At 70.2% G+C, this 12,193-nt stretch carries 14 protein-coding genes and 3 pseudogenes; 7 read left to right on the top strand and 10 right to left on the bottom strand.

From position 1 onward, the window contains the following. The gene (locus AB0A94_RS10040; RefSeq protein WP_361741618.1) at window positions 1-465 is read left to right on the top strand and encodes a MarR family winged helix-turn-helix transcriptional regulator; all 465 of its coding nucleotides are present in this window, start codon (window positions 1-3) and stop codon (window positions 463-465) included. A gap of 85 nt (window positions 466-550) precedes the next feature. On the opposite strand, the gene AB0A94_RS10035 is transcribed toward AB0A94_RS10040, so the two are convergent. From AB0A94_RS10035 to AB0A94_RS10025, 3 genes and pseudogenes are all read right to left on the bottom strand, one after another. Beyond that, a complete protein-coding gene (locus AB0A94_RS10035) occupies window positions 551-1,153 on the bottom strand; it encodes a TetR/AcrR family transcriptional regulator (protein WP_361741615.1) in 603 nt (200 codons plus the stop codon). Window positions 1,154-1,522: 369 nt separating this feature from the next. Further along, window positions 1,523-2,443 carry an SDR family NAD(P)-dependent oxidoreductase gene (locus tag AB0A94_RS10030; RefSeq protein WP_361741612.1) on the bottom strand — a complete coding sequence of 307 codons (921 nt, stop codon included), beginning with the start codon at window positions 2,441-2,443 and terminating at the stop codon, window positions 1,523-1,525. 787 nt (window positions 2,444-3,230) lie between these two features. After that, window positions 3,231-3,389, bottom strand: a pseudogene (locus AB0A94_RS10025) (ATP-binding protein); the annotation flags it as partial. Between the two features lie 20 nt (window positions 3,390-3,409). Between AB0A94_RS10025 and AB0A94_RS10020 the strand changes: the two are divergent. Both AB0A94_RS10020 and AB0A94_RS10015 read left to right on the top strand, forming a co-directional pair. Continuing rightward, window positions 3,410-3,631 carry a hypothetical protein gene (locus AB0A94_RS10020; RefSeq protein ID WP_361742006.1) on the top strand — a complete coding sequence of 74 codons (222 nt, stop codon included), beginning with the start codon at window positions 3,410-3,412 and terminating at the stop codon, window positions 3,629-3,631. 13 nt (window positions 3,632-3,644) lie between these two features. Continuing rightward, window positions 3,645-4,232 (top strand): hypothetical protein, encoded by a 588-nt coding sequence (locus AB0A94_RS10015; protein WP_361741987.1) that lies wholly within the window; start codon window positions 3,645-3,647, stop codon window positions 4,230-4,232. Here the strand turns inward: AB0A94_RS10015 and AB0A94_RS10010 are convergent. Both AB0A94_RS10010 and AB0A94_RS10005 read right to left on the bottom strand, forming a co-directional pair. Further along, window positions 4,189-5,139, bottom strand: coding sequence for an alpha/beta fold hydrolase (locus AB0A94_RS10010; protein ID WP_361741610.1), 951 nt, complete (start codon window positions 5,137-5,139; stop codon window positions 4,189-4,191). The genes AB0A94_RS10015 and AB0A94_RS10010 overlap by 44 nt on opposite strands. 511 nt (window positions 5,140-5,650) lie before the next feature. Further along, window positions 5,651-5,962, bottom strand: coding sequence for an ATP-binding protein (locus AB0A94_RS10005; RefSeq protein WP_361741607.1), 312 nt, complete (start codon window positions 5,960-5,962; stop codon window positions 5,651-5,653). On the opposite strand from AB0A94_RS10005, the gene AB0A94_RS10000 reads away from it, so the two are divergent. Together AB0A94_RS10000 and AB0A94_RS09995 are read left to right on the top strand one after the other, a co-directional pair. After that, the gene (locus AB0A94_RS10000; protein ID WP_361741984.1) at window positions 5,957-6,478 is read left to right on the top strand and encodes an IS3 family transposase; all 522 of its coding nucleotides are present in this window, start codon (window positions 5,957-5,959) and stop codon (window positions 6,476-6,478) included. The genes AB0A94_RS10005 and AB0A94_RS10000 overlap by 6 nt on opposite strands. Before the next feature lie 9 nt (window positions 6,479-6,487). Beyond that, entirely contained in the window at window positions 6,488-6,820 is a 333-nt protein-coding gene (locus tag AB0A94_RS09995) for an integrase core domain-containing protein (protein ID WP_361741604.1), read from the top strand. A 667-nt stretch (window positions 6,821-7,487) separates the two neighbouring features. Here the strand turns inward: AB0A94_RS09995 and AB0A94_RS09990 are convergent. The 4 genes and pseudogenes from AB0A94_RS09990 to AB0A94_RS09975 all read right to left on the bottom strand — a co-directional run. Continuing rightward, a pseudogene (locus AB0A94_RS09990) lies at window positions 7,488-7,613 on the bottom strand (VapC toxin family PIN domain ribonuclease); the annotation flags it as partial. Window positions 7,614-7,628: 15 nt separating this feature from the next. Beyond that, window positions 7,629-8,427, bottom strand: a pseudogene (locus AB0A94_RS09985) (IS5 family transposase). A gap of 34 nt (window positions 8,428-8,461) precedes the next feature. Next, the gene (locus tag AB0A94_RS09980) at window positions 8,462-9,172 is read right to left on the bottom strand and encodes a hypothetical protein (protein WP_361741601.1); all 711 of its coding nucleotides are present in this window, start codon (window positions 9,170-9,172) and stop codon (window positions 8,462-8,464) included. Between the two features lie 12 nt (window positions 9,173-9,184). Then, the gene (locus tag AB0A94_RS09975; RefSeq protein ID WP_361741598.1) at window positions 9,185-9,421 is read right to left on the bottom strand and encodes an ATP-binding protein; all 237 of its coding nucleotides are present in this window, start codon (window positions 9,419-9,421) and stop codon (window positions 9,185-9,187) included. A gap of 174 nt (window positions 9,422-9,595) precedes the next feature. On the opposite strand from AB0A94_RS09975, the gene AB0A94_RS09970 reads away from it, so the two are divergent. Continuing rightward, complete coding sequence (locus AB0A94_RS09970; protein ID WP_361741595.1) at window positions 9,596-10,357, top strand: SDR family oxidoreductase; 762 nt, start codon at window positions 9,596-9,598, stop codon at window positions 10,355-10,357. Window positions 10,358-10,410: 53 nt separating this feature from the next. Beyond that, window positions 10,411-11,154 (top strand): SDR family oxidoreductase, encoded by a 744-nt coding sequence (locus AB0A94_RS09965; RefSeq protein WP_361741593.1) that lies wholly within the window; start codon window positions 10,411-10,413, stop codon window positions 11,152-11,154. Here AB0A94_RS09965 and AB0A94_RS09960 read toward each other — a convergent pair. Then, a complete protein-coding gene (locus tag AB0A94_RS09960; RefSeq protein ID WP_361741590.1) occupies window positions 11,139-12,029 on the bottom strand; it encodes a LysR family transcriptional regulator in 891 nt (296 codons plus the stop codon). The genes AB0A94_RS09965 and AB0A94_RS09960 overlap by 16 nt on opposite strands. Window positions 12,030-12,193 lie beyond the last annotated feature (164 nt).

Genomic DNA, 12,193 nt, shown 5'->3' with positions numbered 1-12,193 from the left:
ATGAGCGATGCTGAAGCCGCCGGCCTCCACGAGCTGGCCGATCTGATCTTCGCCGTGGGGCGGCAGCTGCGGCCCCCGTCCGATCCCTCCTTCGAGCCGTGCACGCCGATCGAGATCAGCGTCATGCGGCACATCCACCACCACCCCGGTACCTCCGCGCGTGCCGCGGCCGAGGCGGCCCTGCTCCCTTCGAGCAACTTCAGCCGCGTACTGCGCGGCCTGGAGAAGAAGGGCCTGGTGGACCGCGTGGTGGACAGCGGCAACGCCCGCGGCGTGTGCCTGTACCCCACGCAGAAGGCCCACCAGAATCTGCAATGCCTCCGCGACAACTGGGACCGGACTCTCCGGGGCATCGTCGACGATCCCGCCACCATCGAGACCGTCAACGCCACACTCAGACGCATCGAGCGCGAACTCATCGCCCGCCGCCGCGACGCAGACCCTCAGGACCCCCGATCCGGCTAGGACTCGTTCGGGCGATCTCTGAGCCTACGAATGCCTACGCTCTGGATCTCGCTGTCGAAGTACTCACCCGGACCCGTTTCGGTGCCTACGCGTTTTCCGGTGGGCTGGTCCGCCAGCCTCGGAGCAACGTGCGCAGCGCCTGCTGGGCGAGCCGCCGTGCGCGCTCACTTCCGACAGTACGGACGGTGCCGAGCGAGGCCATGCCGTACAGCGTGCCCCAGACAATGTCGCAGGCTTCGTCGAAGTCGGTCAGCACCACGTCGTGGGCTTCCGACCAGGTGGTAAGCAGTTCCTTCAGGACGCCGATGGCGGGGGCCGCAGCGCGTCGGCGCTCTTCCGCGTCGACGGCGTTGCCGTTCATGACCTGGTACAGGTGCGGGTGCTCGCCGGCGAACCGGACGTACTCGGACGCGATCCGCATCATGCGCTGGTCGATATCGGGTTCCTCGGCGGCCTGCTCGAGCTCCGCCATCATCAGGGCGTGGCCGTGGGCGACCAACTCCAGCACGAGGGCGTCCTTGTTGGCGAAATACTGGTAGACGACGGGCGCGGAGTATTCGACGTCGGTGGCGATGCGTCGGATTGTCAGCGCCGAGGCGCCCTCGGTTTCCAGGACGTGCAAAGCGGCCTCGATGATCCGTGCGCGGGTGCTCGCGCGTTCACGGGCGCGCCTGGTGCCGGTCGGCACGGTTGTTACCTCGCTTCGAGCGGGTTCCAGGCGCCGAGCCCCGGCGCCGTCACGACACAGCCACCTTAACAACGTGAGGAATTCCTCATCGATCACTCTTGACCACGGCACCAGCCGCTCTTCCCGCGCTTTCAGCGGTGCGCCACGAGCCGTCCGTGGACCTCGGCAACCACCCGCTCGTCCGGCTGGCCCCGTTCGCTCCGTGAATGTCGGCGACACGTTCCGGGTGGGCGCAACGCCGACGTGGAGGAGCATCTCGTGGTCCGTGTTGGCGGCCGCAGCGCTGCTCTGGCCGGGGTTGCGAGGTTGTTGTTCTCGACTCGCGCGATGGGTGGTATCCGGTTTGCGGTTACCCCGCACCATCGCCGGTCATACGTTCACGTTGCGCAGCCGCACCGCCTCGAGGTAGTCCCACAGGGCGCGCTCGCGCTCGACGTCGTAGGACTCGTTCGACGAAGGCGTCACGCGGGTGCGGTCGACGTACGAGCCGGACGGCGCGGCCGTACGGCCGGTGACGGTGGCAGCGAGCCTGCGCCCGGCCGTTGCGGCGTTGTCGACGGCTGGCGTCAGCGTGAGCAACGGCACGACCCGGCGGTCGAGGAAACGGGCGAAGGGCTTGGCGTGCCGGCCATGTCCTGTGGCCGGGACCAGGCCGGGGCTGTGCGCCACGATGTCCACGCCGCAGGGCAGGCGCCTCGCCCACTCGTGCACCAGATACATCGCCGCGAGCCTGCTCGTTGCGTACGCGGTGTACCCCGCCGCGGTGGTCGCCGGTGACGGGAAGGCGCTTGGCCGGGCAAGGACAGCCGGGTCGGCCCAGCGTGGCGCCGGGGTCAATCCGTAAGTGTGCCGCAGGTCCCCGAAGTGTGTGCCGCTGTTCGTGATCACGATCCGGGCCGGGCCGACGAGCCGGGATTCGAGCGCACGCAGCAGCAGATGGTTGGCGAGCACGTTCACGGCGAACGTGGTCTCGAGGCCGTCCGGTGTGGTGTGCAGGGCATCGGTGAACTGGACGCCCGCGTTGCCGACGAACCCTCGCAGCGGCGGCAGTTTTCCCGCGTCGAGCAGGGCACACACTGCTCGGCCGGCCAACTCGATGCTGTCGATACTCGCCAGTTCGGTGTTTATGACCGTGACCCGATCGTGGGCCCGTAGCTCACGCATCGCCTCGGCGCTGGTGGACTCACGCGCAAGGACGACGAGCCGGAGTTCCGGGTCGTCGTGCAGCAGAGCGGCAGCTGCGAAGTGTCCGATTCCTCGGGTTGCGCCTGTCATGACGAGCGTGTGCATATCGTGCTCCAATCCACAAGCTGACAAGTCAGCAAAGTCGTACTGCTCGGAAGCGCCGTCATGACCCGCCCGGCGGGTTGCGCCGTCGATGTGACGGGACGTCCCCTGTGGCGCCGAAGGCTCCTTTGCGTACGGACGAGCGAGATCGCGGCTGTCAGCGGTGATCCACGCGACGGCCCAGCGCTGCCCGATCGTCGGCACCGAGTCTTTCGTCTCGCCCTCTGCGGACGCTCAATACCCCCTGCGCCCTGGCCTGTGCGACCCGCTCCCGCGGCGACGCCGCTGAGGAAACCGCGGTGCCAGCAACGAAGGGCGCCGCGGCAGAGAGGCCGGGAACGACGGCACGCGTACGCATCTGGATCCCCTCCCCGAGCCGACGCTTCCTAACATCGATAGAACTTCTAACGCTGTTAGGGTAGGTATGGCCAGACAGCGGCGTCAAGCCAAATGAGTACGCATGGTGAGAAGTCAGCCGCCGACCCGGCTGAGGACCCGTTCGCGGATGTCCCTGACTTGTCGGGTACTCGGGTGTGCACCCACATCGTTCGGGGTGTTGGGAGGACTGGCCCACCACACGACGGCGGCGCCGACAGCGACGACGAGCGCGACGAATGCCGATCGTCAATCGCCGGCGCTGCGTTCGCTGTGGTTGCAACCTCGTCACGGCCGCCTGGCACCGGATCCATCCCGATCTCACTGCCTGCGCCCCTTGCAAATCCGTCGCGGAGGATCATGCCGAACCGGACCAACCCGGCGGGGCAGGCAGCTCCAGGCCGGGAGGGTTCTGTCAGCTACTGCCCGCTGCCGCCAACTGGACGGTGAAGCGGGTGTCGCGGCCCGGTTCGCTGGTCACCGCGATGGTGCCCCCGTGGGCCTCGACCAGCTCGCGGGTGATGGACAGGCCTGGTACTCCAGCAGCGGATCGTGTCCTGAGCCGGCGGTTATCGCCCTCCTGGTAGGGAGGGCATGGCTGAAGTCGATTGCCGGGCTGCGGAGTTGGAGTCGGTGTTCGCTCGGGTGGCGGGCCGGTTCGGTCGGGCGGATCTGCGGTGGCGGATGCGGGACTACGTCCGCGGTCTGCTGGGCCAAGCGGCGCGGAAGAACGGCCGGCAGCTCGCGGAATGGGCAGGTCACCGCACGCCGGACGGCTTTCAGCGGCTGCTGACCTGCCAAGGCCTGGGCGTCTGATCGTGACCGCTGCCTGGCGGCGAAGATCCCCGGCGAACGCGGCTTCACGACCGAGGGAGAGCCGGCCCGGGACATCGTCCGCCGCTGCCTGGCCGCCGGCCTGCCCGCCACGTGGGTCACCGCGGACGAGGCCTACGGGCAGAACTGGCACTTCCGCCGCCTGCTCGAGCAAGGCGTATGGCCGGGGTGGTACGCAGACGCCGGGGCCGCGTACCCGGAAAGGATCCGTACGTCGTCGTACCACCCACGCTACGCCCGCGAAAGCCGTGCCTTTGCCGACGCGGAGTCGGACGAGTGCGATCCGCGCGGATCAGGCGGCGGCCGACGCCGACTCCACCGCCTGCCGCGGCGCACGGTGCCGTTCCGCCCGGCGGACGGCCGGTGGTGTCCTCAGGCCCGTCACGGCGAACAGGACAGCCGGAACCCGTCTGCCAGGACGAAGCTCACGGTGGCGGACCGCCTGGCGACGGGTGACGGCGTGGGCCTCGCGCGCCCGAACCCGCCCGAGCTGCTCCGCCACCGCTCCTGGGAATCCCCGCCGGCCGGCCCGGGCCCCGTCACCGTCCCGCGTGCCCCCACCGGCCGCTGTTCTGCTGGGTGACCTCGGCGGCGACGCGCTGGATGGACTTGACCGCCATGTCCTTGCGGTCGACGTAGATGTAGTGGCCGCTGTCCTCGGCGACGCGGACCGTGCCGCGGTGGGACACGGTGGCCCACTTGTACTGTGCCTTCGTCCAGTCGGACTCGAGGGTGGGGCCGTACGTGGGGAACGCGGCCAGGTACTGCTGCCCGTGGCGGAGCACCTCGGTCGGGATCCGTCCGGCGGAGCGGACCCGGCCGTCGGGGACGACGAGGCTCTCCGGGTTCCCACCCCGCATCGTGCTGACGGTCTGCGCCCGCAGGTCGCCCGCGTCGCCGGTGGCGGACTCGGGGATCGCGCGGGTGATGTCCGCGGTCATGGTCGGGGAGGTGGCGTCCATCAGGACCAGGCCCTTGACGCGGTCGCGGTGCTCGGGGGCGTAGCGGCCGGCGATCAGGCCGCCCAGCGAGTGGCCCGCCAGCACGACGGGGGAGTCGCCGGCGACCCGGTTGATCACCCCGGTGAGGATCCGGCCCGAGTCCTCCAGGCTCTGCGGCCCCCGGGGCTTGTCGCTCTTGCCCTCGCCCAGACGGTCGTAGGAGCAGACCCGGTTCTTCTCGCTCAGCGTCTTCTGCAGGTCGGCCATCGCGTCGAGGCCGTCCCCGAGGCCGGCCATCAGCACCACCACGGGCTTGTGACCCGTCTGCCGACCCGAGCAGGAGACGTTCACGGAGTATCCCCGGACTCCGATCTTCTTCTCCCCGACGAAGGAGTCGGCGCGGCCCGCGTGACCCGGGTGGGTCACCCTGGCGGTGGTCCTGTCCGCCCCGCCCCCGTGTCCCTCGGCCTGCGCCACGCCCACGTAGCCCGTACCGGCGACGGTGCAGCACAGTGCGGCGACGGCGGTGGTTTTGAGCATGCGGTTCATGGGGTCCTCCGGGAGCACGGGAAGGCAGATCTGTGAACGACGGGCCCTTCGCCGGGCCCTCGGCCCGGACGTCGCGGCCATGACCGAACGCTATGCGAACGCGCCTGAGGAAGCGTCACCCCACCGTGGGCATTGCCCGTAGCTCTCCAGGGGGAAACCGCCCCTCGCGACTCCACCCCCAGGTCCAGAAGCGCCTACGGCACCGGGGGCAGTTCCGCCGCCACGTCGTTCGCGACGCGGGCTCGGACGACGGCCCGCGATGCCGCGAGGCACCGCTGCCTCACTTGTCACGCGGAACCCGGGCCCGGCGTGAGACCGAGGCCCGCCCGGGGCTGGCCGCCGTCCACCGGGACGTGGGCGCCGTTCACGGCAGTGGAGCGAGGCAGGAGGGCAACCGACCACCGGCCGGCTTCTGACGGGGATCGTTTCTCGCCGGTGCGGGCGCCGGCCAGAGCCGACGGACAGAACTGCCCGTAAGTACAAGCGCGTTGTTCCCCGGGCCGCCCGGCCCCTACCCCTCTGTCCGTCCACCTCGTGGATGACGGGGCCGAGTGGTCCCGCAGGCGAGGTCCAGCTCCGCCCACACCGTCTTCGACGGCGGTGGGCCGACGCGTACGCCCCACCTCGTCGCCAGCTCCTCCACCAGCAACAGCCCGTACCCCGACTCGCCCGGTGGCTCGTCACCCCTGCGCCCCGGTTCCGGCATCCGTTCACCCCGTGTGTCCGTCAGCTCGATGCGCAGCGTCCACGGTGTGGCCAGCGTCAGCGTGAGGCGGAAGGCTTCGGCGGCGTCGAGCCGATCTGCCGCGTGCTGACGATGCACGGCTGCAAGATCGCCCCTGCCACCTACTACGCCCACCACAAACGCCGGACCGCGCCGTCCGCAAGGACCGTGCGGGACGCCGAGCTGAAGGAGCACATCAGCGAGGTCTTCGAGGCCAACTACCGGGTCTACGGGGCGAGGAAGATCTGGCGGGAGCTGAACCGGCAGGGCCAGGCCGTGGCCCGCTGCACCGTCGAACGCCTGATGCGCGAGCTCGGCATCACCGGCGCCGTCCGCGGCCGGCGCGTGATCACCATGCTTCCCGGCGGCCAGGCCGGGCGGGCTCCCGACCTCGTCGACCGCGACTTCGTCGCCGGCGCCCCGAACCGGTGCTGGGTCGCGGACTCCACCCACGTGAAGACCTGGGCAGGGGTCGTCTATGTCGCCTTCGCCGTGGACACCTTCTCCCGCCGGATCGTCGGCTGGTCCGCAGCGACCGTGAAGGAAACGGTCTTCGTGCTGGATGCCCCGGAGATGGCGATCTGGCAACGCGACCGCTATCAACACCCGGGTTAGCCAGGCGAGTTGATACATCACTCGGACGCCGGGTCGCAGTACACGAGTTTCCGGCTCGCCGACCACCTGGAGGCCGCAGGCATCGCCGCCCCCATCGGATCGGTGGGCGACGCCTACGACAACGCCCTGACGGAGAGCACGATCGGCCTGTTCAAGACTGAACTGATCAAGCTCAGGCGGCCATGGAAGACGCTGTCCGACGTCGAGCTCGCCACCGCCGAATACGTCGACCGGTACAACCACCGGCGAATCCACGGTGAGATAGGCCACGTCCCACCGGTCGAATACGAGAACAACCACTACCTCGCAACCACGAAACACCAGGTCACACCCAACACCTGAGATCTCTACCGAACCCGGAACGGTTCACCATTCGCGTGCCAGATCCTGCGGGGAGCCATGGGGAACGGTGGGGACTTGCCCTGGGCGCGACCAGGACTCCGGCGCCACTCCGCCACAGGTCAGCGCAGCAATCGCCGCCAAGAGACCCAAGCTTCCCAAGCTCATGCGCAACGCGGCACCTTACGATCAAGGAATGCCTACGGAAGAGCCTCAAGTCATTTGGGTCCTTGAGGGGTACAGCAAGGCGGACGACACCTTGCGTACGGAGCATCCCATCAGCCGTGAGCAGATTCTCCAGTTGCGGGATGTGATGACGCCGGATGCCGACGATCCCTGGATGCTCCACTGTTACCCCGTGCCCATCGAGCTGTGGCCGGCGGTGGACGCGATCCTCCAGTGCGGGCCGCCCCGTCCTGGACTTGACTACCTAACGGGTGCCCACGAAGCCAGGTAAGAGGTGGAGCCAGGTGGCTCTGCACCACAAGCGCATCGGACCGAGCGGGGAACGACGGTGATCGCGGTCGGATCCAAAGGCGGCACGCATGGGCCGTTCGGCCAGGTCAACGCTCCAACCAGCCCCGGGGCGCGGCAGCTTCCCAGGCTGAGGACCCTGCTCTTGCCCTTCGCTCATGGTTGACATCGAGCTTCCGCAGGGCTTGATCGCCTCGTCCCGGTCGTCATGCGGCAAGGTGAGCCCCGCCTCTTCCGCGGCTGCGGCCACGAGAAGGTCGACGGCTCCGGCACTGCGATGCTCACCCTCGGCGGTGAGCTCACGCCGGACGACCTGGAAGCGCCCTTAGACGTCGTCTCATTTGGTGTGTCTGCGGTGGCGGATGAGGGTGCAGGCGATGGTGGTGAAGGCAGGAAGTGTTCGGCCTTGCGTTCGTAGCGGCGGTGCAGGCGGCAGCCGGCCAGCCAGGACATGGTGCGTTCGATGGTCCAGCGGTGCCGGCCGAGCCGGGTGGAGGACTCGATGCCCTTGCGGGCGATGCGGTGCCGGATGCCTCGCTCGCGCAGCCATCGTCGCAGGTCGTCGTAGTCGTAGCCCTTGTCGCCGTGGAGCTTGGCGGGCCGGCGTCTGCGCGGGCCGCGACGGAACCGGATCGGCGGGATGCCGCGGACGAAGGGCTTGAGGGCCTGGCTGTCGTGGAGGTTCGCGCCGGAGATCCCGATCGAGAGGGGCAGACCGGTTCTCTCGGTGATCAAGTGGATTTTCGAGCCCTTCTTGCCCCGGTCCACAGGATTCGGACCCGTCAGGTCCCCCCTTTCAGGGCCCGCATGTTCACCGAGTCGATCGCGCACCGCGACCAGTCCAGCTCCCCGCACGCGCCCAGTTCGTCCAGGACCAGACGGTGCAGCTTCGCCCGGACCCGGGCGGCACTCCACTCGGTGAAACGCCGGTGCGCGGTCGGCCCCGACGGGCCGAAGACCGGCGGCAACTGCCGCCAGGTGCAGCCGGAGGTGGCCACGAGGATGATCGCCGCCAGCACCTCACGGTCGCCGTACCGGCGCCGCCCACCACCTTGCGGCCGTGTCGGAGCAGGTGGCACCACCCGCTGGAACAACTCCCACAACCCGTCCGGGACCAGCCGCTCCACGATCGTCATGCCTCAAGATTACGAATCCAAATGAGACAACGTCTTATGCGGGGCGGGTCCGCAGCGTGCGGGCGAGCAGGCCGATCAGCACCGCGTTGACCAGGCCGGACAGGAGGACGCCGGCCGAGAAGACCAGTGGGCTCAGCCAGGTGGGCGAGGAGTGCTCCACGGGTGTCGTCACCAGCGGGGCGAGGAAGCTGAGCGGTGCCGCGGCCATCAGGGGCCATATTCCGGCGAATCCCGGGTCCGGCAGTACGTGCACGGCGTACAGGAAGAAGGCCAGCGACGCCGCGACCACGGCGAGGTATCCGCGTGCGAGCCAGTTGTCCACGGCGGGCGCGAGCAGGGCCGGTGCCCTCCTCGGGCGGGGGCGTGCCGGGGCGGGGCTCTTGGCGAGGGCGCCGAGCACGGCGGCGTTCACGAGGGCGCACAGCAGGAGCCATACGGTCCAGGAGCCGGCGGCCAGCGCCTCGGCCGTCCCGCTTCCTTCGGTGCCGGGTCCGAAGGGGAAGGCCACGGTCAGGAAGGAGAGGGGTGCCGTGAGCAGCATGGGGCCCATCGCGGCGGGGCTCTCCGGGAAGAGGAGCATGACCAGCACGCCGACGGCGCACACCGCCAGATAACCCCGGGCGAGCCGACTCTCCGTGGCGAGGGCGAGAAGTCGGCGTGGGTGGTGGGCGGTCGGCATCGAGGGGCCTCCGGTCGGCGGGGAGTCGGTGGTCTCCACAATGGGCCGGGGGGCGCGTTCGGGCATGAGTACGTGTACTCAACGGTCCGACGGCACTTTCCCCCTGCCGGTGTGCCGCACTTCCACGACGGCCGGCTCGCGCCGACGGGTCAGGGCCAGTGTCACGCCGCCGCCCGCCGGGGTCGCCCGCAGCGCGTTGCCGACGACCTGGCGCAGGTGGTCGGGGGCGGCGGTCACGCACACGGGCCCGGGCGCCTCCAGTTCGAGTGCGACGCCCGCCGACCGCCGGCCGCCACCCGGCCGCACGCGGGCCATAGGTATTCCCTATGACCCTTGCTGACATTTCGTCTTTGCCTCTCTTTCTCTCCCGGATCTACGGTGAAACAGCTCGACGAGGTGCTCGGCGCGAGATCTTCGGAGATTTCCCTTCCGCACCCGGAGGACGTTTTCCGTCGAGCACGGACACACGCGATCGAGAGGGTCATCGGCATGCCCACGAACGGGAACGGAATGCGGGAACTCGCGGGAAAACGAGCCTTGGTCACGGGTGGTTCGCGCGGAATCGGAGCGGCCGTCGTGCGCCGGTTCCTGGACGCGGGCGCCGAGGTGCTCACGACCGCCAGGTCCGCGGCGGACACGGTGCCGGAGGGGGCCTCCTTCGTGGCGGCCGACGTGCGGACCCGGGCCGGCGCGGAGGCGCTCGCCGCGGCCGCGCGGGAGGTGCTCGGCGGGGTGGACGTCCTGGTCCACAACGCGGGCGGGGCGCGGCCCCACGAAGACGCCCTGGCCATCCCCGAGGAGGAGTGGCAGGACGCGCTGAACCTGAACTTCCTGGCGTCGGTGCGGCTGGACTCGCTGCTGGTGCCGGGGATGCGGGAGCGGCGTTCGGGGGTGATCGTGCACGTCTCCTCGGCCGCGGTGCCCACCGCGTCAGGGCCGTTCCTGCACTACACCACGGCGAAGGCGGCGCTGGAGAACTACAGCCGGGGACTGTCCCTGGAGCTGGCCCCGTCCGGCATCCGGGTCAACACCGTGACCCCCGGCAGGGTCGCCACCCCCGGCGGCGAGGCGACGCGGGAGCAGTGGGCGCGGCTGAACGGGGACGCCGACGCCACCGGCACCACGCCGCTGGGGCGCGACGGCCTGCCCGACGACCTCGCCCACGCGGTGCTGTTCCTCGTGTCCGACCGGGCGAGCTGGGTGACCGGGAGCAATCTCGTCGTGGACGGCGGGGAATTCCCCAGGGGCTGACGCCGAAGGAATTCTGGAACGACTTTTCAGTGAATGACGAAGGATTTCTGAGCATGAACGAGTACAGCGGCAAGAACGCGGTGGTCACGGGCGGCGGCAGCGGAATCGGATTCGCGACGGCGAGACTGCTGGTGGACGGCGGAGCGCGCGTGGTGATCACCGGCCGTTCCCAGGACGCGCTCGACGCCGCGCGGGAGCGGCTCGGCGAGAACGCGGTGGCCGTCCGGGGTGATGTGGCCTCGCTGTCCGACCTGGACGCCCTGGCCAGCCGTGTGAAGGACGGACTCGGCACGGTCGACGCCCTGTTCGTCAACGCCGGCGTCACCCTCCCGACGCCCTTCGAGTCGACGACCGAGGAGGCCTACGACGAGCTGTTCGCGATCAACGTCAAGGGCGCCTTCTTCACCGTGCAGAAGCTCGCCCCGCTGCTGAGCACGGGCGCCGGCGTCGTCCTCACCACCTCCGCCGCGAACGTCATGGGCCTGCCGGAGACCAGCGTCTACGCGGCCGGAAAGGCGGCCCTGCGCTCGATGGCCCGCACCCTCTCCCGCGATCTGCTTCCGCGCGGGATCCGCGTCAACGCGGTCAGCCCCGGTCCCGTCGACACGGGAATCCTGGAGAGGACGATGACGGCGGAGGCCGCCGAGCAGTTCAAGGCGGAGCGGGTCTCGGACAATCCCATGCGGCGCTTCGGCACACCCGAGGAGATCGCCGGGGCGGCCGCGTTCCTCGCCTTCGACGCCACGTACACGGCCGGCGCCGAACTCGCCGTGGACGGCGGCTACACCCAGCTCTGAACGGGCTCGGACCAGGTCTCCTGACGCAGGAGTTCGAGCAGGGCGGTCTCCGCCGGGCCCGCGTCCTGCCGGACCACGGCGATGACGGGCTGCGACAGGGCCGGGGACACCGGGCGCACGAGGTGCTCGTACCCCTGCGGCACCGCCGAGGCCGGGACGAGGGTCACCCCCAGCCCGTGGGCGGCCCAGCGCACGGCCGTCGCCGTCTGGGACACGCGGGCGGCCGTGGCCGGGGCCAGACCGTTGTCCCGCAGCACCCTCAGCAGTACGCCGTCGAGCGTGCTGTCGCGGTCGAACCGCACCCACGGCTCCCCGTCCAGTTCGCCCAGCTCGACCCGGTCCGCGGCCGACTGCCGGTGCCCGGCGCCCAGCACCACGACGAGTTCCTCGTCGCCGAGGTGGTGGGCGTCGGCGGGGCCCTGCTCGCACGCCGCCATCAGGGCGAAGTCCAGCACGCCCCGCCGGCACAGCCGGTCCAGCTCCGCGGCGCTCGGCTCCTCGAAGACGGTGACCTCCAGCCGTGGGAAGCGGTGGCGCAGCGCACCCAGCGCACGCGGCAACTGCCGTGTGCCGAAGCCCATCTGCACCGCGACCACCAGCTCGCCCACCAGCTCGTCGGCGCCGGCCCGCGCCGTGGCCCTGGCCCGCCGCGACGCGCTCACCGCGACCTCCGCCTCCCGCAGGAACGCGCGGCCGACCGTGGTGGGCACCAGTCCGGTCGGCGTGCGGACGAACAGTTTCACGCCGAGTTCCCGCTCCAGGCCGCGGATCTGCTGGGACACCGACGGCTGGGCGACGTGCAGCAGTTCCGCCGCCGCCGTCACCGAGCCCTGTTCGGCGACGGCCAGGGCGTACTCGAACTGACGAAGGCTCATCGGCGTCCGTCCCTCCCCGCGGTCCACTCACGGTCCACCCGCGATCCACCCGCTGTCATCGCTGCAAGCGTGGGTAACCCGTTTCCGCCGACGGGAATTCCCGGACCCGGGGACGTCGGGGCCCTCGACGACGACGTCCGGCCGGAAGCCGTGAGGCCACGGGG

The organism is Streptomyces sp. NPDC044984, from assembly GCF_040646935.1.
Classification (GTDB): domain Bacteria; phylum Actinomycetota; class Actinomycetes; order Streptomycetales; family Streptomycetaceae; genus Streptomyces.
The sequence above is the reverse complement of the archived record's forward strand: the minus strand, read 5'-3'. Positions and strand labels throughout refer to the sequence as shown.